The following is a 22,199-nucleotide window of genomic DNA, read 5'->3' on the forward strand; positions in this document are numbered from 1 at the left end:
TGCCCGCGCCCGGCGGCGGATCAGCGCTGCCGGGCGTACGCGCGCTCGGGGACGGCGGGGACCCCCGGGGCGGCCGGGGCAGCGGGGGCGGGGCCGGGAGTCCCGGCCGCCAGGCCCGGCTTCGCGGCGGCGGACGAGGTGGACAGCGAGAGCACCGTCACCACAGTGCCGAGCGCGAGCGCGAACGCCACCAGCACCGCGACCGCCAGGACGCCGTCGGCGCCCGAAACGGCCAGCAGCGCCACCGTGGAGGCGACGACGGTGAACGAGCCGAGGCAGACCTGGGCAGCGGAGGGACGCGGCATGGCGGGGGTCCTTCGCACGTCGGGGGAAACGGGCGGGGTTGGTGCCGGTTCCAGGAGTCCTGCCCGGCAAGGGAGTTCACTACGTCCAGGCTAGTCCCCCGGTCCGGGGGCACGGGGGGCGCACGGGCTCACCGCGGGGTCGTCCGCCCCGGTCGGTACGGTGAACCGGAACCTGGCCGCAGCGCGCGCCACCACGCACCACCACACCGGGGGAACAGACCGTGCCCATTCCCGCCGACTGGCCCACCACCGAGGCCCAGGCGCTCGCCGAACAGCAGCGGCTACGCCCGCTCGTCCAGGCCCACGACGACGAGGAGCCCCCCGGCGGGGCGAGCAGCAGTCGACTGATCGCCGGGGTGGACGTCGCCTACGACGACGACCGCGACCTCGTCGCCGCCGCGGCCGTCCTGCTCGACCAGGACACCCTGGAAGTCGTGGAACAGGCCACCGCCGTCGGCCGGATCGCCTTCCCCTACGTCCCCGGACTGCTCGCCTTCCGCGAACTCCCCGCCGTCCTCGACGCCTTGGCCGCCCTCACCCGCACCCCCGACACCGTCGTCTGCGACGGCTACGGCCTCGCCCACCCCCGCCGCCTCGGCCTCGCCAGCCACCTCGGCGTCCTCACCGGGCTGCGCACCCTCGGCGTCGCCAAGACCCCCTTCACCTTCGACCACCACGAACCCGCCGCGCCCCGCGGCTCCTGGACCCCGCTCACCGACCCCGCCACCGGCGAGGAGGTCGGCCGCGCCGTACGCACCCGGCCCGGCGTCAAACCCGTCTTCGTCTCCGTCGGCCACCGGATCGGCCTCGACACCGCCGTCCGCACCACCCTCGACCTCGCCCGCCGGTACCGCCTCCCCGAAACCACCCGGCACGCCGACTCCCTGTGCCGCCGCGCCCTCGCCGAGGCACAGCGCGACGGGACGACCGCGAACTGACCAAGCCGGGGCGGGATCCGGGCCCGGTGTGTTAGACATGAGGCACCGGGGCCCCGGCCCCGACCACCAGGAACGGACGCACGGGGGAGGCGCCGCAATGGGATCAGGCACAGGCTCGGGCGCAGGTTCGGGGACGGGCGCAGGAGGCGGCGCGGGGACCGGCTCCACCGGCGGAGCCGGACAGGGCTACCGCGTCGAGATCGAACAACTCCGCACCTTCGCCGGCCAAGTACGGCTCCTGCTCGCCGACTTCCAGAAGCACGCCGACGGCAAGGACACCCACGGACGCAGCGGCATCGGCAAGACCGCCTTCGGCACCTTCGCCGAAGCCACCGAGATCCACGGCCGCTACGGCACCATGCGCGACGCGCTGCGCGACGTCCTCAACCAGCTCCAGGAAGCCGTGAACGAAGCCCAGCAGAAGGCCGACCTCACCGCCACCAACTACGAGGAACACGACCAGCACGCCGCGCAGAAGCTCAAGCTCGGCGCCGACGGCTGGTCCGTCGGCGAGCCCTCCGAGACCAGCAAGGCCGCGTACGCGAAGAACCTCACCCCATCCAACCGCGGCAACGCCACCCTCTAGCCGCCGCCAGCCCGGACCCGAACGGAGGCGAACCGCCCGTGGTCTACACCGACTTCACCAAGTACAGCCACGCCCAGCTCCGCGCCATGGCGCAAGCCCTCGACCCCGGCGCGGTCATGGCCGCCGGCGACCCCTGGCGCACCGCCGCCGACACCCTCAAGCAGATCCGCCTCACCCTCACCAAGGCCAGCACCGAAGCCGCCACCACCTGGGAAGGCACCACCAGCGACGCCTTCCACACCCGCATGCTCAACCTGGCCGCTAGCATCAACAACGCCGCCGCCTACGCCAACGACGCCGCCAACATCCTCCACAGCGTCTCCGAGGCCATGGCCAAGGCCAAGCGCGACATGCCCGAAGAACCCGGCAACTGGGACCAGTTCAAGGACAACGTCAGCGACGGCGTCTCCGCCCTCTTCGGCGGCGGCGACGACGAACACATCCCCATCGCCGACCGCAAGAAGGCCGAAGCCGCCACCGTCATGCAAACCCTCGCCATGCACTACCGCATCGCGACCCCAGCCCTGAAGGCTCCGCCGCCCTATCGGTCTCCGAACGATGACGTCCGTGACGTGGGAGCGCAGAACGACCCGAGCGGCGCTGCAGCCGCAGCGGCTGCCATGATGTCGGGTACCTCCCTCGGAGTCGGGGGAATGTCGCCGCGGTCGTCATCGGCCCCTACGCCGAAGCGGACGGTGACAGCCCGGCCTCCGATGGCGGCCGGATCCACGGCCAAGAACGCAGCCGTATCGACGGACTCCGGGATCAAGGGAGGTACGGCGCAGGCCCCGCCGAAGCCGTCGAACACGGCGACCCGTGGTCCCGACGCGGGTATCTCCGGGACTCCCGTCTCTCGTCCGACCGGTAGCGTTCCGATTCCCCCTACCTCCGGAACCCAGACCGCTGGCTTGCCCGGAGTGCCGACCGCAGGGCCCGCGAGCGGACCGATCTCGGGTGGGGGAGGGCCGACGACCGTCAGCCCTGCGGGGCCGACCTTGCAGAATCCGTCGGGCCCGCCTGGATTCGGCCAGAGCAAGACGGCATTCGGCGGTGGCAGTGAGACGCCCGTGGTGGGTGCGAGTCCGCGTGGGGGTCGAGCCACTGGTACCGGTGGTGGCGGTGAGATCCGTCCGGGTATCGGGGCCGGGGGCCGCGGGGGGTCCGGAGCCAAGCAGGCCGCCGGGTCCACGGCAGCTCCCGGCGGCTCCGTCCGGCAGACGCCGTCCGACGCAGGAACGCGAGGCAAACAAGCGTTCACGGAAGGCGGGTCCGGTCTGGGAGCGCGAAACCGCCTCAGGGGTGAGCCGGGTGTCGCGGGCGCGAACGGCATGTCTCCTGGTGTTCCGCTCAGCGGGGCACAGGGACGTAAGAAGGACCGGGACAAGGGCGGCAAGCGCCCGGACTACCTCGTCGAGGACGAGGAGACCTGGGCGTCGGACAAGCCGACCAACCCGAACGTGGTGGAATGAGGCCGGTCCGTAGGCGGACGGGTGAGCTGATCGCATCCCGCAGGTCGGTGATCTGCGGGATGCCTCGTTGAGTGGGGTGACCGGGTTTGGCGGGCCGTCGATTGGCGCGTGGTACGGCGGCCCTTGCCGCTGGAACGTTGATCTGGAGCGTTGTCGCGCCGGCGGCATCGGCCGATCAGATCAGGGATCAGCAGTGGGCTCTGAAGACCTTCGAGGCCGATACGAAGGTCTGGCCGGTCAGCCAGGGCGAGGGTGTCGTCGTCGCCTTGATCGACACCGGGGTGAACTCGGACCATCAGGACCTGACCGGGCAGGTCCTTCCCGGGGCTGACTTCTCCGGTACCCAATCGGACGGTCGTATCGACACCAACGGCCATGGCACGGGCATGGCGAGCCTGATCGCAGGACATGGGCATGGTGCCCAGGCCGGAGTGATGGGTCTGGCTCCGAAAGCGAAGATTCTTCCGGTGAAGGTGCGGACGAGCGATGGCGGCCCCATTCCTGAGCAGAACGACCTTGCGGAGGCGATCCGTTTTGCCGCGGATCATGGCGCGAGAGTCGTCAACATGTCCATCGACGGGTCCTCTCGCTTCGAATCACAGGTTCGTAAGGCAGTTCAGTACGCGGTGTCGAAGGATGTCGTGCTGGTTGCCGGTTCAGGCAACGATGGTTCCCGCAATGGCGTCGGGTATCCGGCCGCCTTTCCGGGAGTGGTGGCAGTAGGAGCTTCGGATTCCACGGGTGTCGTGTGGGACAAGTCCACGTCGGGCTCCGAGACCACGCTCATCGCGCCCGGAGTGGAGATCTACCGAGCCACGGCGAAGTCTCCGACGAGCTATGGGGTTGCGAACGGTACCTCCGACTCCACCGCCTACGTGTCCGCCACTGCAGCGCTCATCCGTGCCAAGTACCCCAATCTATCCGCCGGGCAGGTCATCAATCGGATGATCAAGTCGGCCACGCCTCCGGCTGACGGGACGGTGGTGCCCAACAACCGGTACGGGTACGGGATCCTGGCGCCCGCGAAGGCTCTGGACGCGAATCCGGCCGTGGACAACGGGCCTCGGGAGAACCCGTTGGTGAAGCGGGCGGAATCGCAGGGTGCGCCGCCGGTGGATGATCCGACGGACGAGCCCTCCCCGGAGCCCCCGGTTCCCGCCGCCGGCGGCGGTGGGGGTGGGGGCGACACCGGGCTGGTGATCGGTGCCGTGGCGGCCGGTGCGGTGGTCGTGGGGTTGTCGGTGGTGGCGGTGCTGCAGGGGCGGCGGCGGAGGCGGTCGGCGGCTGCCGAGGGGTACCGGCAGCCGCCGTACGGCGGGACGTATCAGTGAGTGCTCAGCCATTCCTCCCGTAGGGCGGCCATGTGGAGGACGTCCCAGTAGCGGCCGTCCCAGTGGTGGGCCTGGCGGGCGCGGCCTTCGAGGGTGAAGCCGGATTTGCGGTAGGAGTGGGCGGCGCGTTCGTTGTACTCGAAGACTTCGAGGTGGACGCGGTGGAGGCGGATGGTCTCGAAGGCGTGGCGCAGGACCAGGAGGGTGGTCTCGGTGCCGATGCCGCGGCCGGTGCTGTCCGGGGTGAGGGCGATCCGGTAGCCGGCGGAGGCGTTGTCGGGGTCGAGGTCGGTGAGGGCGGTTTCGCCGAGGAAGCGGCCGGTGGCGGGGTCCTCGACGGCGAGGTCGAGGCGGTCGGGCTGGTCGGGGCGGGTGGTGCACCACTGGTGGATCCGGTCGCGGGTGAAGGCGGTGCGGGTGCCGGTGAGCCGGTTGGTCTCCTTGTCGGCGCAGAGTTCCCACATCGGGTCGGTGTGCCGTTCGTCGAGGGGGACGAGGCGGATGGTGGGGCCGTGCAGGACGGGTTTCACGGCGAGCGCGGCGAGGTCGGCAGGGCCGGGGTGGTCGGCGGTCATGCGGCCCAGGATGGGCGGGTGGATCCGCTTCGTCCACGCATTTTCCGGCGGCCTGCCGGGGTGGCTCGCCGGGCGGCCTGCCCGGGGGGCTACTCGGCGACGGCGATCTGTTCCCGGTGGTGTACCGGGGTGGTGAGTTCGTCGACGACGGCGACGGCGAGGTCGGCCTGGGCGATGCGGGGGCCGAGGACCCGGGGGCCGGAGACCCGGTAGCGGCCGGTGCCGGGGGCGGTGCGGTCGAGGTCCATGGGCGGGGTGACGACGACCCAGTCGAGGGTGGCGGGGGAGGCGTGGAGCAGGTCGAGGGCGGCGGCGTGGCCGAGCGAGAAGGCGCGGTGGGCGTCGGGGAAGTCGGGGGCGTCGTGGACGGCGGTGCCGGGGGCGGTCTGCAGGGTGGTGGCGACGCCGATGTGGACGAGTCGTCGTACGCGGGCCCGGTCGAGGCCGGTGACCAGGGCGGTGGTGGCGGCCCGGTAGAACTCGACGGAGGCGGTGTCGGGGGTGTAGACGGAGCTGACGGCGGCGGTGTGTCCGGGGGCGGTGGCGGCGACGGCGGCGGGGTCGGTGACGTCGCAGCGCAGCAGGGTGACGCCGTCGCGGGCGAGGTCGGCGTGGCGGTCGGGGTCGCGGACGGCGGCGGTGACGGTGAGTCCGCGTCGTAGGGCTTCGGTGACGACGGCGCGGCCGACCTGGCCGCCGGCGCCGTAGACGATGAGGTCCGCGCGGTGCGGGGCGTGCTCCGGGCCCGCGGTGTCGGTGGCGTGGGCGGTGCCGGTGGTGTCGGTGCTGGTCAAGGGGGTCTCCCGTCCGCTGGGTGCGGGCGTCGTCGCCCGCCGGTGCGGTGACGGTAGACCGGGGGGTGCCGGTTACTTCAACGGTACCGAGGCGGCGGCGGGTACGGTCGGGGTCATGGGGCAGGGCGGACGGCGGGGGGTACGGCAGTGGTGACGAGGCAGGGTGGCGCCCCGGCGCCGCTGACGGCGGACTTCTTCCCCGACTGCCCGGTGCAGACCGTGCCGGTGCTGGGAAGTCGGAAGTGGGCGTGGAAGATCATGCGCTGCCTGGAGGGCGGCCCGCGCCGTTTCTCGGAGCTGCGGGTGCCGCTGGTGGGCATCACCGCCAAGGTGCTGGCGGAGTCGCTGCGTTCGATGGAGGCGGACGGGGTGGTGGACCGTACCGAGTTCGCCGAGAACCCGCCGCGGGTCGAGTACGCGCTCACGCCGTTGGGCCGGACGCTGCTGGGGCCGATGGACGCGGTGTGCGCGTGGAGCCGTGAGCACCTGGACGGTCTGCTGGCGGCGCGGGCGGAGTACGAGCGCGGGCACTGAGCGGGGGCGGCGGGGCTCTGGCAGCATTTCGGCGACCGCTGGCGTTCCTGCCGCTGGTGGGGCGTGCCCGGCGGCGGCCATCCTGGGCGCATGAGCACTTCCGAGAACACCGCGATCCCCGCCGTCCCTGTCACCGACCCCGTCGCCGTCCCTGTCGCCGACGACGCCGCCGGGCCGATCGTCCCTGACACCAAGGACTGGACCTGGGTGCTCGAACGCCCGTGCCGGGACTGCGGGCTGGACACGCCGAGGGTGGTGCGCGAGGAGGTCGCCGGGATGGTCCGGGCCAATGCGGAGAGCTGGCTGGCGGTGCTGGCCGGGGACGAGGACGCGCTGCGTCGTCGGCCGGAGCCGGGGGTCTGGTCGGACCTGGAGTACGCGTGCCACGTCCGGGACGTCTTCCGGCTGTTCGACGTCCGGCTGAGCCTCATGCTCGACCGGGACGACCCGCTGTTCCCGAACTGGGACCAGGACGAGACCGCCGTCGCCGAGCGCTACGGGGAGCAGCTGCCGCGGGTGGTGGCCGGGGAGTTGGCGGAGGCCGCGGAGACGCTGGCCGCGGCCTTCGAGCGGGTGTCCGGTGAGCAGTGGCAGCGGACCGGGAACCGCAGCGACGGGGCGCGGTTCACCGTCGAGTCGTTCTCCCGGTACCTGATCCACGACCCGGTGCACCACCTGTTCGACGTGACGGGCGAGCGGGTCTGAGGCCACCCGCGCCGAGCCGGGAGGCGCACCAGGCGCACCGGGGGCGCGCGGGGCGTGAGGTCACCAGCCGGAGGCCTCGCGCAGCATGGTGCGGCGCAGTCGGCCGGCCACGCTGGCGGCGTCGGTGCCGATGACGTCGGCGATCTCGGGGGCCGCGAGGCCGACGACGTAGTGCAGGATCGCCAGGTCGTCGTCGGCGGGGTGGCGGTCCGGGTCCGGCGACTCCCGGCGGGTGTGCTCGGCGACCGTGCCGCGCAGGATCTCCCAGGCGTGCGCGGTCGGGTTGGAGCTGCCCATCAACTCACGCCAGTGCACCGCGATTTCGGCGAACGCCTGCTGGACGGCGGTCGCGGCGTCGCTGCGCTCGGTCAGCCACACCCGGGCGTAGCTGAGGTACCGGGGGCGGTGGAGTTCGCAGAACGCGGTGAACTCCAGCGGTACGTCCTCCGGCTCGCCGGGCCCCGGGGGTGGCTCGGCGGCAGTCGCGTGACGGTTGGTCATCTCGTCTTCTCGGAAAGGGAGATGGGTTTCTGACGGTCGATCATCTGTGCTCACTCTACGGTAGGCCCTCGGTGCGCTGGGTGACCAATCCGATGGAATGCCCGGAACCCGCCGCCGCCCGGCCGGTTCCGGTGGCGACCGGGTGCGGCACGGCGGCGGAGCGGTCGGGCGGGGGGCTGGGCGTGGGCCGGCGCGGGGCCGGCGGGGTGGTGCTGCGCAATGGCGTGGGTGGCGTAGTCGCGAGCGCGTCGCAGCTGGTCAGAGGGTGTAGGACGGCTGTGTCTGCACGGCAGTTGATGTGCCACCGTAGGGCCTGGGGAGGCTGACGTCCACGCCCACGGCGCGAACCCCGGCCCGCACAACCGGCCGCACAACCGTGCTCGCGACCGCGGTGGACGATCGCTCCGGTCGCTGACCGGGGCGCGGAGGGGGCGCTGCCACGACCACACGCATGGCGGTACCCGCGGCTCGGGGGATCGTCGAGCGCGGGGCGGGGCTCGGCTGCGTGGAGCGACTGTGCCCCGGCGGCCTGAACCTGGCCTCGGCGGCCGGGGCGGAGGGGACGGGCCGGGGTTGTCGGCCCGTCAGGGGGGTGGCCGTCAGGGGGTCGTCCGGGCCTCCGACGGGGAGGTGATGCGGTCGGGGGCGGTGTCGCGCTCGACCTGGGCCGGGAAGGACTCGACGGCCCGCAGTCGGGCCACCTGCGCGACGACCGCAGCCGCGGCCGCTCCGGTGGCGGCCTCTTCGCGATCGCAGCGGTTCGTCGTACCGGTGGAGTGCGCGCCGGCGGAATGCGCACCGGCGTGCGCCGCCGCGGTGCCGTGCCCGACCGCGGTGCCGTGCCCACCGGTGGGGCGCCCCGTCGACGCCCGCCGTGGGCGGCCGACCGCGGCCCGGGCGGCGTGTTCCTCGGCCGCCTGTCTAGCGGCGAGGTAGGCCTGCACCGCCGCCATGCCGTAGACCGGCTGGATGAGCTGGTGGCCCTTGAAGAACGGTCTGGCCGGGGCGAACCCGGCGGCGACCACGAGGTCGCGGATCTCTGCTATCTCGGCTTCACTGCGGGCGGTGAAGCGGACCTCCCAGCCCTTCTTGTACGTATGGCCCTTCTCGCCGCTGCGGCGGGCGGGGTCCGGGCGGCGGACGTATCCGGGCAGACGGCCGAGGCGCAGCTGGGCCGCGCGGAGGCCGGCGGTCTCGTCACGTGACATGTCGTAAGCCTAGGCAATCCCCGGGGTGCGATTGACGCCTGGAGGGTCCCTTGCCGTATGCATTTGATCACTCTGGGTCAGACGACCAGGTCGGCGATCGTTTTCGATCAGGTGTGACAACCGCTTGAGCGTCAATTACTCCAAATGGGTGAGGGTATGAGGACTTTAGTGCGAGCTGGTCCCGGTTTCGCGACGGTTGGGTAACAGTGCGTCAGGCTGTCGGTCGTGGGTCGGGGTGGTTGGGGATGGTGTCGGCATGAGCTACCGGATTCCGTCGCCTCCGCCGTCGCTGGAGGAGCTGGCGAAGCGTCAGCAGAACGTCGTCACCGCGAGCCAGCTGCGCGCCCGGGGCGTGCCGGCCCGGGTCATCACCGAGCACTGCCGCCGGGGCGGCCCCTGGAAGCGTCTGCTGCCCAGGGTCTACCTGCTGCAGTCCGACGAGCCCACCCCGGAGCAGCGGATCTGGGCCGCGCTGCTGTACGCCGCGCAGAACGGGCGCGAGGAGGGCCGCCGCGAGGGCGCGGTGATCACCGGTGCGGCCGCGCTGGCGCTGTACGGCTTCGCGGCCGTGCCCCGGCTGCCCGCGGTGACCGGGGTGGACGTCCTGGTGCCCCGTCAGCGCCGGCTGAAGGACATCGGCGAGGTCCGGATCCGGCGCACCGAACGGGAGTTGGTGGCCCGCTCGGTGCACGGGCTGGCCTGCGCGCCGGTGGCCCGGGCGGTCGCGGACGCGCTCGGCGAGTGGACGGCGGACCCGCAGGCCCCGGCGCCGGTGCGCGAGGTGCTGCGGGAGGCCGTCTCCCGCCGCGAGGACGGCTGCACGGTACGGGAGTTGGCCGTCGAGCTGATCGAGTCCGGGCTGACCGACGAGCCCCGGGTGCGCGCCGCGCTGGACGAACTCCTGTCCGCCGAACGGGACTCGGTGCTGGAGCGGGTCGGGCACCTGGTGGACGAGTGGCTGCTGCCCGTCCCGCTGAACGCGCCCGAGCTGCGGATGCGCGGCGGCACGTACATCGCCGTCCCGGACCTCTACTGGCCGGAGCGCGGCGTCGCGGTGGAGGTGGACTCCGACCTGCGCTGCGTCAGCGAGGGCGAGGCCGCCTGGGTGCGCGGCGGCCAGCACCGGATGGAGTACCTGGGCATCCGCGTGCTGTACGTCTCCGGCGCCCGGCTGGCCGCCGACCCGGACGCGGTCGGCGACGAGCTGCGCGAGGCCCACCGGGCCGGCGGCACGGACGTGGTGGAGCTGCTGGTGGTCTGAGCCGACGCGGCGACGCGGACGCCCGTTGACGCCGAACTACCGACTGACGCCGAACGAGCGACCGACGCCGGACCACCGACTATCGCCGGGCGACCGACTGACGCCGGACCACCGACCGGCGTCGAACGAGCGACTGACGCCGGAGCGCTGGGCGGCCACCGGCTAGGAGCGGACCACCGGTGTGCCGACCAGCTCGACCCCGGCCGCCCGCAGTTCCTCCAGCGCGGCGGCGGTGGTCTCCGGGGCCACCCCGGCGGTGAGGTCCAGCAGGACGCGGGTGGCGAAGCCCGCCCGGGCGGCGTCCAGTGCGGTCGCCCGGACGCAGTGGTCGGTGGCGATGCCCACCACGTCGATCTCGTCGACCTGCCGCTCGCGCAGCCACTCCACCGGACCGCGGCTGTTCTCGTCCAGCCCCTCGAAGCCGCTGTACGCCGCCGAGTAGGCGCCCTTGTCGAAGACCGCCTCGACCGCGCCGGAGATCACGGCGGGCGCGAAGTTGGGGTGGAAGCCCACGCCCTCGGTGCCGGCCACGCAGTGCGGCGGCCAGCTGTCGACGTAGTCCGGCTCGGCGGAGAAGTGCGCACCCGGGTCGATGTGGTGGTCGCGGGTGGCGAGGATGTGCTGGTAGCCGGGGGAGGACTCGGCGATCAGGTCGGTGATGGCGGCGGCCACCTCGGCGCCGCCGGCGACGGCCAGACTGCCGCCCTCGCAGAAGTCGTTCTGAACGTCGACGACGATCAGTGCCCGGTGCATGGCTCGCATCCTCGGATGTCGGGGGCCCGCGGGAGGCGGCGCCCCGGTGGGGGAGCCCTCGGGAGTACTCGGCCCGGCTGTGCGGGGCTCGGGGGGTTCTCGGGGAGCTCCGGGGGAACTCTACGGCTGACTCTAGGGAGTGCCGCGCAGGGGCGGAAGCCCCGGGGACCGGTCGGGTGGCCCGGACCGGGGCCTCCGCACGGCGACCGGGTGACGACGACCGGTCGGCGAAACCGACCGGGTCAGGGCACCGCGGCGGTCAGGGTACGACGTCGGTCAGAGCACCACGTCGGTCGGCAGGACCAGCTCGGTCGGCAGCACCGGGTCGCCCTTGGAGAGCTGGGTGGCCGACAGCGGCAGCGCGGCCCGGGCGCGGACGTGCCGTTCGCGGGCGGCGGTCAGCGGTTCGCGGCCGACGGTCTCGCCGGCCCGCACCAGCGGCACCTGCACCAGGTGCGGCCGCAGCTCCTCCGGGACGGGCCCGGTGCCGACCACCTCGGCCTCGGCCACGCCTTCGGCGTCGGGCCGGCGGGCCGCCCACTTGCGGCCGCCGATGCTGGTCTTGCCGCCCGCCGCGCGCTTGGCCACCGGTACCAGCGGTCCGCCGTCGGTCTCGGCCCGGGCGACCAGCTTGTAGACCATCGCACAGGTCGGGTGCCCGCTGCCGGTGACCAGGCTGGTGCCGACGCCGTAGCCGTCGACCGGGGCGGCGGCCAGGGCGGCGATCGCGTACTCGTCCAGGTCCGAGGTGACGATGATCCGGGTCTTCTCGGCGCCCAGCTCGTCCAGCTGGCGGCGGACCCGGTGGGCCAGCAGGGTGAGGTCGCCGGAGTCGATCCGGACGGCGCCCAGCTCGGGGCCGGCCACCTCGACGGCGGTGCGCACGGCCTCGCGCAGGTCGAAGGTGTCGACCAGTAGCGTGGTGCCCTTGCCCATCGAGGCGATCTGGGCGCGGAAGGCGTCCCGCTCGCTGTCGTGCACCAGGGTGAAGGCGTGTGCGGCGGTGCCGGTGGTCGGGATGCCGTGGGTGAAGCCGGCCTCCAGGTCGGAGGTGGCGGCGAACCCGGCGACGTAGGCCGCTCGGGCGGCGGCGACGGCGGCCTGCTCGTGGGCCCGGCGGGCGCCCATCTCGATCACCGGGCGGCCGCCGGCGGCGGCGGTCATCCGGGAGGCGGCGGCCGCGATCGCCGAGTCGTGGTTGAGGATCGACAGGATCACTGTCTCCAGGATCACCGCCTCGGCGAAGCTGCCCTCGACGGTGAGCAGCGGCGAGCCGGGGAAGTAGACCTCGCCCTCGGGGTAGCCCTGGATGTCGCCGCGGAAGCGGTAGTCGGCGAGGAAGCGCAGGGTGTCCTCGTCCACCACGTCCTGGCCGGCCAGCCAGTCGAGCTGGGCGGTGGAGAAGCGGAAGTTCTCGACGGCGTCGAGCACTCGGCCGGTGCCGGCCATGACGCCGTAGCGGCGGCCGCTGGGCAGGCGGCGGGTGAACACCTCGAAGACGGATCGGCGGTGCGCGGCCCCGCTGCGCAGGGCGGCCTGCAGCATGGTGAGCTCGTAGCGGTCGGTGAGCAGCGCGGTCGAACCGGCCGCGCGCACTGAAGTGGCGTCCATGTGGATGATGCTACTACCACTTAGCGTCAAAGTGACGATTTCTCTCCGGGTGGACCGGGTCGGAATCGCCCGGGTGTCCCCCGGATGGCAGCATGGGGCTTGAGAAGCAACGGACGAGTGTGCAGCGAGGAGGACCTGGCGTGAGTGTCGCGCCCGCGGAGATCGAGCGCCCCGAGGTCGAGGGGCAGCCGGTGACAGAGCCGGACACGCCCTGGGTGACCATCGTGCACAACGACCCGGTCAACCTGATGAGCTACGTCCAGTACGTCTTCCAGGCCTACTTCGGCTACCCGAAGGACAAGGCCCGGAAGCTGATGATGGACGTCCACACCAAGGGGCGGGCGGTGGTCTCCAGCGGTTCCCGTGAGGAGATGGAGCGCGACGTCCAGGCGATGCACGGCTACGGCCTCTGGGCGACGCTGCAGCACGACTGACGAGCGCGGCCGAGGGGCGCCGCCGACAAGGCGCGACCGGCGGGCACGGCCGACGCCGGGCCGCCGGCCGTACGACCGAAGACGACGAAGACGGGCTGACCGATACAGATGGCTGGGTTGTTCGAGAGCACCGGCGGTGGCGGCGCGGCGATCGCGCTGGACGAGTGGGAGGCCTCCATCCTCCGCTCGCTGGAAGTGCAGTTGCTGGAGCTGATCGGCCCCGGCCCGGGCGGGGAGGGCGGCGACCCGCTGGCCGCGCTGTTCGCCGAGGGGCCGACCGAGGCGCCCGCCGACCCGGTGCTGGCCCGGTTCTTCCCGGACGCCTACGGCGATCCGGAGAAGCCGGAGGACGACGAGGCCAGGACCGCGTCCGGGGAGTTCCGCCGCTTCACCGAGCTGGACCTGCGGGCCCGCAAGCGGGACGACGCGCTGTTCGTCGTCCGGGCGCTGGACGGCCTCGGCGACGACGGGGTGCTCAAGCTGGGCGCCCCCGACTGCCTGCGCTGGCTGGGCGCGCTGAACGACCTGCGGCTGGCGCTCGGTGTCCGGCTGGAGATCACCGAGGACGAGGAGGACGGCCTCTACGCGCTGCCGGACGGCGACGAGCGCAAGCCGCTGGTGATGGCGTACGTGTGGCTGGGCGCGCTGCAGGAGACGCTGCTGGAGGCGATGGCCGACTGAACGGCCGCGGGCGACCGGACGGCGGTGGCCGGCCGGGAGCGCCCGGGCGGGTGAACGGCGCCTGAATCCAGGCGAGTTCCCGGGTGAACGCGGAGCGGCTTGGTCCGCTCCCGTTCGCGTTTCCGGGGCAATCGTGCCCGGTTCCGGGCAGGCCCCGGCGGTTTCGTCCAGCATGTGGACGATCCGCCGGGGCTTTTCCGTGCAAAATGGGGCAAATCCTATCAGGTCATGCTCAAATATCGCTCAGATGAACACCGCTATTCGGATGGTGCGTGGTACGACTTCTCCACCCCCGAGACCGACCAGGACGGTGCACACCCATGGCCGAGAAGTCGTACGACCAAGTGGTCGACACCACACCGGACGAGGAGGGCTACGAGCGGGGACTCGGCAGCCGTCAGATCCAGATGATCGCGATCGGCGGCGCCATCGGCACCGGCCTCTTCCTCGGTGCCGGCACCGCGATCTCCAAGTCCGGCCCGAGCCTGCTCCTGTCCTACGCCGTCGCCGGTGTGGTGATCTTCGCGATCATGCGCGCCCTCGGCGAACTCCTCACCTACCGCCCGGTCTCCGGCAGCTTCGCCGAGTACGCGCGGGAGTTCCTCGGCCCGTTCGCCGGCTACGTGACCGGCTGGACGTACTGGCTCTTCTGGGTCGTCACCGGCATGGCGGAGACCACCGCCGCCGCCGTGTACGTGAAGTTCTGGGCGCCGGACATCCCCCAGTGGGCCAGCGCGCTGACCTTCCTGGTCATCCTCTACGCGGCCAACCTGATCTCGGTGAAGCTGTTCGGCGAGATCGAGTTCTGGTTCTCCATGGTCAAGGTCACCGCCATCATCGGCATGATCCTGATCGGCGTCGGGGTGCTCACCCTCGGCTTCAGCAAGGCCGGTGACACCGCGTCGATCACCCACCTCTGGGAGGACGGCGGCTTCTTCCCCAAGGGCATCGGCGCCACCGTGATGACCCTGCAGATCGTCATGTTCGCCTACCTCGGCGTCGAACTCGTCGGCGTCACCGCGGGCGAGAGCGAGGACCCCGAGAAGACCTTGCCGCGCGCCATCAACACCCTGCCCTGGCGCATCGCGCTGTTCTACATCGGCGCCCTCGTCGTCATCCTCTCGCTCGTGCCGTGGACCGAGTTCCAGCCCGGCGTCAGCCCGTTCGTCGCCGCCTTCGGCAAGATCGGCATCCCGGCGGCGGCCGGCATCATCAACTTCGTGGTGCTCACCGCAGCCCTCTCCTCCTGCAACTCCGGGATGTACTCCACCGGCCGCATGCTCCGCGACCTCGCGCTGCGCGGCCAGGCCCCGGCCCGGCTCACCAAGCTCAACTCCCGCCGCACCCCGGCCTTCGCGATCACCCTCTCCAGCCTCCTGATGGGCGTCGGCGTGGTGCTCAACTACCTCGTCCCGGCACGGGCGTTCGAGTACATCACCTCCGTCGCCACGGTCTGCGGCCTGTGGACCTGGGCGATGATCCTGATCTCCCAGATCCGCTACCGGAAGGCCTGGAAGGTCGGCCGCCTGCCCGCGCCCACCTTCAAGGCGCCCGGCGGCGCCTGGGTCAGCTGGGCCGCGCTCGCCTTCCTCGCCCTGGTCGTGGTCCTGATCGCGCTGGACGAGGACAACCGGATCTCGCTGTACGTCTTCCCGGCCTGGGCCCTGCTGCTGGTGATCGGCTACCAGGTGCTCAAGCGCCGCAACCCGCAGGCCGCCCACGACCCCCTGCGCGCCGCCGAGGGGAACGCGGCCGACGCCGACGCTACCGACGCCGACGAGGCCGCCGCGAACGCGACCGCCGGAAACGTGGACGCCCACTGATCAAGCCTCGGACGCCCCGGCAGACACCTGCCGGGGCGTGTCTATCCTGACCACATGCTGACCATCACCCGAGAACTCCGCGACCGGATCGTGGCCCACGCCCGTGCCGACCACCCGGACGAGGCCTGCGGCGTGGTCGCCGGACCGGCCGGCACCGGACGGCCCGAGCGGTTCATCCCGATGCTCAACGCCGCCCGCTCGCCCACCTTCTACGAGTTCGACTCGGGCGACCTGCTCAAGCTCTACCGCGAGATGGACGACCTCGACGAGGAGCCGGTGATCGTCTACCACTCGCACACCGCCACCGAGGCCTACCCCTCCCGCACCGACGTGAGCTACGCCTCCGAGCCGTTCGCCCACTACGTCCTGGTCTCCACCGCCGACGGCAACGGCGAGGATGACCCCTACCAGTTCCGCTCGTTCCGCATCGTGGACGGCGAGATCACAGAGGAAGACGTCCAGGTCGTCGAGGCCTACCCGGCCTGACCGGCACCCCCCTGGCCGCGGCCCGCCGACCCGCCGCGACCGGTCGGCGGGCCCGTGCCGTCTCAGCACTGGGAACGCGAACATCCGGATCCCGAGACGGGCATGCCCAAGCGGGCCCGGGAATCTATACGATGAGCCCATGCGTTCCGTCGATGTGAGCAACCAGGCCCCGGGCACCCGCCTCGTGGCGCGCCTGCACATCGACCTGTGCCGGCACGCCGGCGCGATCTGTCCCGGCACGCCCGCGCGCTCGCGCTGAGAGCCGCCTCACCCTGGGCCCGACGCCCCTGCGACGGCGCCGAGCCCCGGCACCGTCCGCCCTGCCGCGCCCCTTGCGGCCCACCCACTCCACGACTCGCACAGGAGCGCACCCATGGCCATCGAGGTCCGCATCCCGACCATCCTCCGCACCTACACCGACGGCGCCAAGGCCGTCGAGGGCAACGGCAGCAACCTCGGGGAACTCTTCACCGACCTCGACGCCCGTCACCCGGGCATCGCCGCCCGCCTGGTCGACGGCGGCGAGCTGCGCCGCTTCGTCAATGTCTACCTGAACGACGAGGACGTCCGGTTCCTCGAGGGCATCTCCACCGCCCTCACCGACGGCGACAGCGTCACCATCCTGCCCGCCGTGGCCGGCGGCGCCCGCTGATCTCCCGGTTCCCCCGCCGCTGGTGGGGGAACCACCCCCGTGACCCTCACCGCCGTGGCCGGAGGCCTCCCTTGCGTTACGACAGCCCGCTCGAAGCCGTCGGCAACACCCCGCTGGTCCGCCTGCCCCGGCTGTCCGCCGCCGTTCCCGGCAACACCGAGGGCCTGGTCACGCTCTGGGCCAAACTGGAGGACCGCAACCCGACCGGCTCGATCAAGGACCGCCCGGCGCTTCACATGATCGAGCGGGCCGAGGCCGAGGGCCGGCTCACCCCGGGCTGCACCATCCTGGAGCCCACCAGCGGCAACACCGGCATCTCGCTCGCCATGGCCGCCAAGCTCAAGGGCTACCGGATGGTCTGCGTGATGCCCGAGAACACCAGCGAGGAACGGCGCGAACTGCTCCGCATGTGGGGCGCCGAGATCATCTCCTCGCCGGCCGCCGGCGGCTCCAACACCGCCGTCCGGATCGCCAAGGAGACCGCCGCCGAGCACCCCGACTGGGTGATGCTCTACCAGTACGGCAACCCCGATAACGCGGGCGCCCACTACACCGGCACCGGCCCCGAGATCCTCGCCGACCTGCCCACCGTCACCCACTTCGTGGCCGGCCTCGGCACCACCGGCACCCTCATGGGCGTCGGCCGCTACCTGCGCGAGAAGGTCCCCGGCGTGAAGATCGTCGCCGCCGAACCGCGCTACGACGACCTGGTCTACGGGCTGCGCAACCTGGACGAGGGCTTCGTCCCCGAGCTGTACGACGCCGGGGTGCTCACCACCCGCTTCTCGGTCGGCTCCGCGGACGCCGTCCGCCGCACCCGCGAACTCCTGCAGCAGGAAGGCATCTTCGCGGGCGTCTCCACCGGCGCCATCCTGCACGCCGCGATCGGCGTCGGCCGCAAGGCGGCAGCCGCGGGGGAACGGGCGGACATCGTCTTCGTGGTCGCCGACGGCGGCTGGAAGTACCTGTCCACCGGCATCTACACCGCCGAGTCCACCGAGGCCGCGGTCGAGGCGCTGCAGGGCCAGCTCTGGGCCTGATCGGCTCCCGAGGGCCCGGCCGATCCGGGCACTCCCGGTTCAGCACCCGCCGCTAGTTCAGCACCCGCTGCGCCCGGGCCCAGACCTGCCGGTCCACCGTGCCGGCCCGGCGGCGGAAGGCCGACAGCGGCACCTCGCGCAGCTCGTCGGTCTCCAGCCAGCTCGCCCGGCCCTGCCGGTCGCCCACCGAACCGGGCGGCAGCGGCAGCACGCCCGGGCGCTCGGCGTGGTGCTTGCTGGTGATCTTCGCGACGGTGGCGGTCCGGCCGTGCACCCGAAGCACCAGGCACGGGCGGTCCTTGGAGCCCGGTCCGTCCTCGAACGGCACCTCCGCCCACCAGATCTCCTGCGGCTCCGGGCCGGCCTTGGTGCTCGGGCGCGGCCGCGGGCCGGTCGGCCCGGCCGGACGCGGGGCCGGGCGGGTGCGCCGCGCCCGCAGCACCGCGGCGGCGGCCACCAGCGCGATGCCGGCCAGCGCCAGGACGACCCAGGTAGCAGTCATGCCGTTCATGCGGCGAACCGTACCGGGCCGGGGGCGGGCGCCACCAGCGTGACGGCTGTGACAGTTGAGTATTTGTCCGCACGTTGCTCCCGGTTCGTCACGGAACCGCCACCGTGCCCGTTCCGTACCGAACACCGGCCCGCGGCCGGACAGGCTGCGTCACGAACGTCCGCCCCCGCCCCTCCGGAGGTGCCTCGTGAGTGAGCGAAGCGAACTGTGGTCCTGCGCCGAGATCGCCCGACATATCAACGTCCGGCCCGAGACCGTCCGCAACTACCGGCGGCACGGCCTGCTGCCCGACCCGGACCTGACCGACGGCAGCGGTCACCCCCGCTGGTACCCCGCCACCATCCGCGCCTGGGCCCGCAACCGCCCCCGGCACCGCTGATCCCCACCCCGTCCCAGCCCCCGCTCCCGTCCCCGGCGTTCTGGTGATTCCAGCCACAGCCCGGCACGGGGACGGGGGCAAAGTGCCGCTCCGCCCTTACCCTCGACACACCAATGCAGTGCTACCGGCCGGTCCACCGGCCCGGCCTGCCGTTTTCCATGCCGTTTTCCAGCAGCAGCCAGGACGTGTCGGGGCGGAGGGGCTCGGATGAAACTGACCGTGGTGGGGTGCTCGGGGAGCTTCCCGTCCGCCGACTCGCCCTGCTCCAGCTACCTGGTCGAGGCCGAGGGCTACCGCGTCGTGCTCGACCTCGGCAACGGGGCGCTCGGCGCCCTGCAGAAGTACACCGGCCTCTACGACGTCGACGCCGTCCTGCTCAGCCACCTGCACGCCGACCACTGCGTCGACCTGTGCGCCTACTGGGTGGCCCGCAACTACCGCGCCGAGGGCTGCCCCGACCTGCTGCCCGTGTACGGCCCGGCCGGCACCGCCGAGCGGCTCGCCCGCGCCTACGACATGCCGGAACAGCCGGGGATGAAGGAGGTCTTCGAGTTCCGCACCCTCACCCCAGGCGGCTTCGACCTCGGCCCGTTCCGGATCGACGTCGCCCGGGTCAACCACCCCGTCGACGCCTTCGCCTTCCGGATCGAACACGGCGGCCGCTCGCTGGTCTACAGCGGCGACACCGGCGAGAGCACCGCACTCGTCGAACTCGCCCGCGACACCGACCTCTTCCTCTGCGAGGCCGCGTACATCGACGGGCGCGACACCTACCAGGCCGTCCACCTCAACGGCCGCGAAGCCGGCGAGCACGCCACCGCCGCCGGTGCCCGCCGGCTCGTCCTCACCCACATCCCCCCGTGGACCGACGCCGAGCACAACCGCCGCGACGCGGCCGTCGCCTACACCGGCCCGGTCGAGATCGCCCGCGCGGGCGCGGTGTACGAGATCTGACCGCGCCCGAACCCGCCTTGGGGAAAGGTGAGATGACTCACCATCAGAGGAGCTGGCGCCTCCCGGGGACGGGCAGTCCGAGGTGGTCGCGCAGGGTCGGGCCGGTGTAGTCGGTGCGGAACACCCCGCGTTCCTGGAGCAGCGGGACCACCCGGTCGACGAACTCGTCCAGGCCGCCCGGGGTGAGGTGCGGGACGAGGATGAAGCCGTCGGCCGCGTCGTTCTGCACGAAGTGGTCGATCTGCGCGGCGACGGTGGCGGGGGAGCCGATGAAGGACTGCCGACCGGTCACCTCGATCACCAGTTCGCGGCTGCTGAGCCCCTTCTCCGCCGCGATCGCCCGCCACCGCTCGGCGACGGCCAGCGGGTCGCCGAACTGGACCCGGCCCTGGACCAGGGTGCTGTCCGGGTCAGGGGCGATGCCCGGCAGCGGACCGTCAGGGTCGTGGTCGGACAGGTCGACGCCCCAGACCTGCTCCAGGAAGGCGATCGCGGTCTGCGGTCCGACCTGGGCCCGGCGGATCCCGGTGGCGCGTTCGGCCGCCTCGGCGTCGGTGTCGCCCAGCACGAAGGTGGCTCCGGGCATGATCTTCAGCTCGTCCGGCTTGCGCCCGTACGCGGCGAGCCGGCCCTTGACGTCGGCGTGGAAGGCCTGGCCGGCGGCGAGGGTGGAGTGCCGGGTGAAGACCACGTCGGCGGTGGCGGCGGCGAACTCCCGTCCCTCGTCGGAGTCCCCGGCCTGGATCACCACCGGGTGGCCCTGCGGCGGGCGCGGCAGCGAGAGCCGGCCCTCGACCTCGAACTGCGGGCCGCGGTGCCGGACGCCCTCCTCCCCGGCGTCCCAGAACTCCCGGGCCAGCTGCACGGATTCGGCGGCCCGGGTGTATCGGTCGGCGCGGTCCAGGTAGCCGCCGCGGCGGAAGTTCTCCCCGGTGAAGGCGTCCGAGGAGGTGACCACGTTCCAGGCCGCGCGGCCGCCGGAGAGGTGGTCCAACGAGGCGAAGCGGCGGGCCAGTTCGTACGGCTCGTTGAAGGTCGCGTTGACGGTGGCGGCCAGCCCGATCCGCTCGGTGACGGCGGCCAGCGCGTTCAGCACGGTGATCGACTCGGGGCGACCGACCACGTCCAGGTCGTGGATGCGGCCCTTGTACTCGCGCAGCCGCAGGCCCTCGGCGAGGAAGAAGTAGTCGAACTTCCCGCGTTCGGCGGTCTGCGCGAGGTGGCGGAAGGAGTCGAACTCGATGTGGCTGCCGGAGGCCGGGTCGCTCCACACTGTGGTGTTGTTGACGCCGGGGAAGTGCGCGGCGAGGTGGATCTGCTTGAGCGGGCGGTCCGTCATCGGGTCACCTCGGCGAGCGCGGCGGAAGCAGCGGGAACGGGGGAAGCGGCGGCGTAGCGGTTGGCCGGGCGGGCCAGACCGAGGTGGTCGCGCAGGGTGCGGCCGGTGTACTCGGCGCGCAGCAGCCCGGCGGCGCGCAGGGCGGGGGCGATTCGGTCGGCGAGGGCGGCGAGGTCGCGCACCGGGTCGGCGGGGGTGAGGTGGAAGCCGTCGACGCCGGTGCCGGTTGCGGTGAGTTCGGCGAGCAGCCGCTCCTCGGCGGCCCGGTCGGGCAGGGCGGAGCGGGCGGAGTCGAGGCGGGCGAGGATCCGCAGGTGTTCGCCGGCGCGCAGCCGCAGCTCGGTGGCGGCGGTCAGCCGGGCGCTGCGGTCGGGGGCGTCGAGCAGGACGACGTCGGCGTGCCGGATCGCGGCGGCGACCCGGGCGCGCCCGCCGGGTGAGGCGTCCGGTGCGAGGTCGGACGCGGCCACCGGTACCGTGACCACCGGGCGGCCCTGCGGCGGGCGCGGGGTGATGGACGGGCCGCGGACCGAGAAGTGCCGGCCCGCGAAGTCGATGTAGTGCAGTTTGTCGCGGTCGATGAACCGTCCGGTGGCGGTGTCGCGGATCTCCGCGTCGTCCTCCCAGCTGTCCCAGAGCCGGGCGGCGACCTCGACGGCGTCGGCGGCCTCCGCCCACAGCTCGTCGGCGGGGGCGACCTGGCGGCGGCCGAAGGCCCTCGCCTCGGCCTCGGTCGTGGAGACGCCGACCAGCCAGCCGGCCCGGCCCTTGCTCACCCAGTCCAGGGTGTTGACCGAGATCGAGGTGTGGAAGGGCTCGGTGTGGGTGGTGGTGACGGTCGGCACCAGGCCGACCCGGCCGGTCAGCGGGGCGATCCGGGCGAGGGCGGCGAGCGCGTCGGGGCGGCTCGGCTCGGCGGCGAAGGAGTCGTCGAGGGTGACGAAGTCCAGGGTGGCCCGCTCGGCGAGGCCGGCGAGGGCGGCGTAGTGCCCGGCGTCGAAGCGGCCGGGGCCGTCGGGGCTGTCGAGGGCGGCGGACAGGTGGAGCTGGCGGGGCATGGTGAGCCTGACTTTCCTCGTGCGGACGCGTGCGCGCGCCGGCCGGCCCGTACGGGGGCGGGGGAGCGCGGGCACGCGGATGCGCGGTGTCGGCCCGCGGGCGGGAGCCCGGACGGGCGGGAGGGAGGAGCGGCGCCGGGCGGGACGTCAGCCGGGCGGCGGCGGGGGAACGGTCAGCTCAGCCGCGACACGCCGCGGACCACACGCGACCGAAGTCGATGTGGCTGCGGGTGACCAGCGGGCACGAGGCGTTCACCGCTTCAGTTGACCA

At 72.7% G+C, this 22,199-nt stretch carries 26 protein-coding genes; 16 read left to right on the top strand and 10 right to left on the bottom strand.

The genetic code is table 11. The features are described 5' to 3' along the window. Window positions 1-20: 20 nt before the first annotated feature. Window positions 21-305, bottom strand: a complete 285-nt coding sequence (locus ACZ3TI_RS20465; RefSeq protein ID WP_465728058.1) for a hypothetical protein — start codon at window positions 303-305, stop codon at window positions 21-23. Between the two features lie 221 nt (window positions 306-526). On the opposite strand from ACZ3TI_RS20465, the gene ACZ3TI_RS20470 reads away from it, so the two are divergent. The 4 genes from ACZ3TI_RS20470 to ACZ3TI_RS20485 all read left to right on the top strand — a co-directional run bounded on the left by ACZ3TI_RS20470 (window position 527) and on the right by ACZ3TI_RS20485 (window position 4,629). Continuing rightward, a complete protein-coding gene (locus ACZ3TI_RS20470; RefSeq protein WP_465728060.1) occupies window positions 527-1,243 on the top strand; it encodes an endonuclease V in 717 nt (238 codons plus the stop codon). 97 nt (window positions 1,244-1,340) lie between these two features. Then, complete coding sequence (locus ACZ3TI_RS20475; protein ID WP_465728062.1) at window positions 1,341-1,829, top strand: hypothetical protein; 489 nt, start codon at window positions 1,341-1,343, stop codon at window positions 1,827-1,829. A gap of 38 nt (window positions 1,830-1,867) precedes the next feature. Then, window positions 1,868-3,298: a WXG100 family type VII secretion target gene (locus ACZ3TI_RS20480; RefSeq protein WP_465728064.1), complete on the top strand. Its 1,431-nt coding sequence runs from the start codon at window positions 1,868-1,870 to the stop codon at window positions 3,296-3,298. Between the two features lie 137 nt (window positions 3,299-3,435). Then, window positions 3,436-4,629, top strand: a complete 1,194-nt coding sequence (locus ACZ3TI_RS20485; RefSeq protein ID WP_465728066.1) for a S8 family serine peptidase — start codon at window positions 3,436-3,438, stop codon at window positions 4,627-4,629. Here the strand turns inward: ACZ3TI_RS20485 and ACZ3TI_RS20490 are convergent. Then, the gene (locus ACZ3TI_RS20490; RefSeq protein ID WP_465728068.1) at window positions 4,623-5,204 is read right to left on the bottom strand and encodes a GNAT family N-acetyltransferase; all 582 of its coding nucleotides are present in this window, start codon (window positions 5,202-5,204) and stop codon (window positions 4,623-4,625) included. The genes ACZ3TI_RS20485 and ACZ3TI_RS20490 overlap by 7 nt on opposite strands. 89 nt (window positions 5,205-5,293) lie before the next feature. After that, the gene (locus tag ACZ3TI_RS20495; protein ID WP_465728070.1) at window positions 5,294-5,998 is read right to left on the bottom strand and encodes an NAD(P)-dependent oxidoreductase; all 705 of its coding nucleotides are present in this window, start codon (window positions 5,996-5,998) and stop codon (window positions 5,294-5,296) included. Window positions 5,999-6,148: 150 nt separating this feature from the next. Between ACZ3TI_RS20495 and ACZ3TI_RS20500 the strand changes: the two genes are divergently transcribed. Then, the gene (locus ACZ3TI_RS20500; protein ID WP_465728072.1) at window positions 6,149-6,532 is read left to right on the top strand and encodes a winged helix-turn-helix transcriptional regulator; all 384 of its coding nucleotides are present in this window, start codon (window positions 6,149-6,151) and stop codon (window positions 6,530-6,532) included. Window positions 6,533-6,622: 90 nt separating this feature from the next. After that, window positions 6,623-7,237 (top strand): DinB family protein, encoded by a 615-nt coding sequence (locus ACZ3TI_RS20505; protein WP_465728074.1) that lies wholly within the window; start codon window positions 6,623-6,625, stop codon window positions 7,235-7,237. Between the two features lie 60 nt (window positions 7,238-7,297). Here the strand turns inward: ACZ3TI_RS20505 and ACZ3TI_RS20510 are convergent, their stop codons facing one another. Further along, window positions 7,298-7,738 (bottom strand): RNA polymerase sigma factor, encoded by a 441-nt coding sequence (locus tag ACZ3TI_RS20510; protein ID WP_465728076.1) that lies wholly within the window; start codon window positions 7,736-7,738, stop codon window positions 7,298-7,300. A gap of 599 nt (window positions 7,739-8,337) precedes the next feature. Continuing rightward, window positions 8,338-8,946, bottom strand: coding sequence for a hypothetical protein (locus ACZ3TI_RS20515; RefSeq protein WP_465728078.1), 609 nt, complete (start codon window positions 8,944-8,946; stop codon window positions 8,338-8,340). 256 nt (window positions 8,947-9,202) lie between these two features. Between ACZ3TI_RS20515 and ACZ3TI_RS20520 the strand changes: the two genes are divergently transcribed. Beyond that, window positions 9,203-10,207 (top strand): hypothetical protein, encoded by a 1,005-nt coding sequence (locus tag ACZ3TI_RS20520; protein WP_465728080.1) that lies wholly within the window; start codon window positions 9,203-9,205, stop codon window positions 10,205-10,207. A 162-nt stretch (window positions 10,208-10,369) separates the two neighbouring features. Here the strand turns inward: ACZ3TI_RS20520 and ACZ3TI_RS20525 are convergent, their stop codons facing one another. Both ACZ3TI_RS20525 and ACZ3TI_RS20530 read right to left on the bottom strand, forming a co-directional pair. Continuing rightward, window positions 10,370-10,960 carry an isochorismatase family protein gene (locus tag ACZ3TI_RS20525; protein WP_465728082.1) on the bottom strand — a complete coding sequence of 197 codons (591 nt, stop codon included), beginning with the start codon at window positions 10,958-10,960 and terminating at the stop codon, window positions 10,370-10,372. Window positions 10,961-11,236: 276 nt separating this feature from the next. Continuing rightward, window positions 11,237-12,571 (bottom strand): nicotinate phosphoribosyltransferase, encoded by a 1,335-nt coding sequence (locus ACZ3TI_RS20530; protein ID WP_465728084.1) that lies wholly within the window; start codon window positions 12,569-12,571, stop codon window positions 11,237-11,239. A gap of 140 nt (window positions 12,572-12,711) precedes the next feature. Here ACZ3TI_RS20530 and clpS point away from each other — a divergent pair, with 140 nt between their 5' ends. The 7 genes from clpS (at window position 12,712) to ACZ3TI_RS20565 (ending at window position 17,687) form a co-directional block, all read left to right on the top strand. Further along, window positions 12,712-13,005: an ATP-dependent Clp protease adapter ClpS gene (gene clpS, locus ACZ3TI_RS20535; protein ID WP_465728086.1), complete on the top strand. Its 294-nt coding sequence runs from the start codon at window positions 12,712-12,714 to the stop codon at window positions 13,003-13,005. 108 nt (window positions 13,006-13,113) lie between these two features. Then, window positions 13,114-13,686: a DUF2017 domain-containing protein gene (locus ACZ3TI_RS20540; protein WP_465728088.1), complete on the top strand. Its 573-nt coding sequence runs from the start codon at window positions 13,114-13,116 to the stop codon at window positions 13,684-13,686. A gap of 320 nt (window positions 13,687-14,006) precedes the next feature. Next, complete coding sequence (locus ACZ3TI_RS20545) at window positions 14,007-15,509, top strand: amino acid permease (protein ID WP_465728090.1); 1,503 nt, start codon at window positions 14,007-14,009, stop codon at window positions 15,507-15,509. A 54-nt stretch (window positions 15,510-15,563) separates the two neighbouring features. After that, complete coding sequence (locus ACZ3TI_RS20550) at window positions 15,564-15,995, top strand: M67 family metallopeptidase (protein WP_465728092.1); 432 nt, start codon at window positions 15,564-15,566, stop codon at window positions 15,993-15,995. Window positions 15,996-16,134: 139 nt separating this feature from the next. Beyond that, the gene (locus ACZ3TI_RS20555) at window positions 16,135-16,254 is read left to right on the top strand and encodes a putative leader peptide (protein ID WP_317621128.1); all 120 of its coding nucleotides are present in this window, start codon (window positions 16,135-16,137) and stop codon (window positions 16,252-16,254) included. 114 nt (window positions 16,255-16,368) lie between these two features. Beyond that, window positions 16,369-16,647 (top strand): MoaD/ThiS family protein, encoded by a 279-nt coding sequence (locus ACZ3TI_RS20560; protein WP_465728094.1) that lies wholly within the window; start codon window positions 16,369-16,371, stop codon window positions 16,645-16,647. Between the two features lie 71 nt (window positions 16,648-16,718). Continuing rightward, a complete protein-coding gene (locus ACZ3TI_RS20565) occupies window positions 16,719-17,687 on the top strand; it encodes a PLP-dependent cysteine synthase family protein (protein ID WP_465728096.1) in 969 nt (322 codons plus the stop codon). A 52-nt stretch (window positions 17,688-17,739) separates the two neighbouring features. On the opposite strand, the gene ACZ3TI_RS20570 is transcribed toward ACZ3TI_RS20565, so the two are convergent. After that, window positions 17,740-18,189: a type II toxin-antitoxin system PemK/MazF family toxin gene (locus tag ACZ3TI_RS20570; RefSeq protein ID WP_465728326.1), complete on the bottom strand. Its 450-nt coding sequence runs from the start codon at window positions 18,187-18,189 to the stop codon at window positions 17,740-17,742. A gap of 196 nt (window positions 18,190-18,385) precedes the next feature. Between ACZ3TI_RS20570 and ACZ3TI_RS20575 the strand changes: the two genes are divergently transcribed. Next, window positions 18,386-18,577 carry a MerR family transcriptional regulator gene (locus ACZ3TI_RS20575; protein ID WP_465728098.1) on the top strand — a complete coding sequence of 64 codons (192 nt, stop codon included), beginning with the start codon at window positions 18,386-18,388 and terminating at the stop codon, window positions 18,575-18,577. 207 nt (window positions 18,578-18,784) lie between these two features. Further along, on the top strand, window positions 18,785-19,531 hold the full coding sequence (locus tag ACZ3TI_RS20580) for an MBL fold metallo-hydrolase (protein ID WP_465728100.1): 747 nt from the start codon (window positions 18,785-18,787) through the stop codon (window positions 19,529-19,531). A gap of 43 nt (window positions 19,532-19,574) precedes the next feature. On the opposite strand, the gene ACZ3TI_RS20585 is transcribed toward ACZ3TI_RS20580, so the two are convergent. Next, complete coding sequence (locus ACZ3TI_RS20585; protein WP_465728102.1) at window positions 19,575-20,870, bottom strand: LLM class flavin-dependent oxidoreductase; 1,296 nt, start codon at window positions 20,868-20,870, stop codon at window positions 19,575-19,577. Then, entirely contained in the window at window positions 20,867-21,928 is a 1,062-nt protein-coding gene (locus tag ACZ3TI_RS20590; RefSeq protein ID WP_465728104.1) for an LLM class flavin-dependent oxidoreductase, read from the bottom strand. Before ACZ3TI_RS20590 ends, ACZ3TI_RS20585 begins: the two co-directional genes overlap by 4 nt. Window positions 21,929-22,199: the final 271 nt, after the last annotated feature.

The organism is Kitasatospora sp. NPDC023120 (assembly GCF_055560835.1).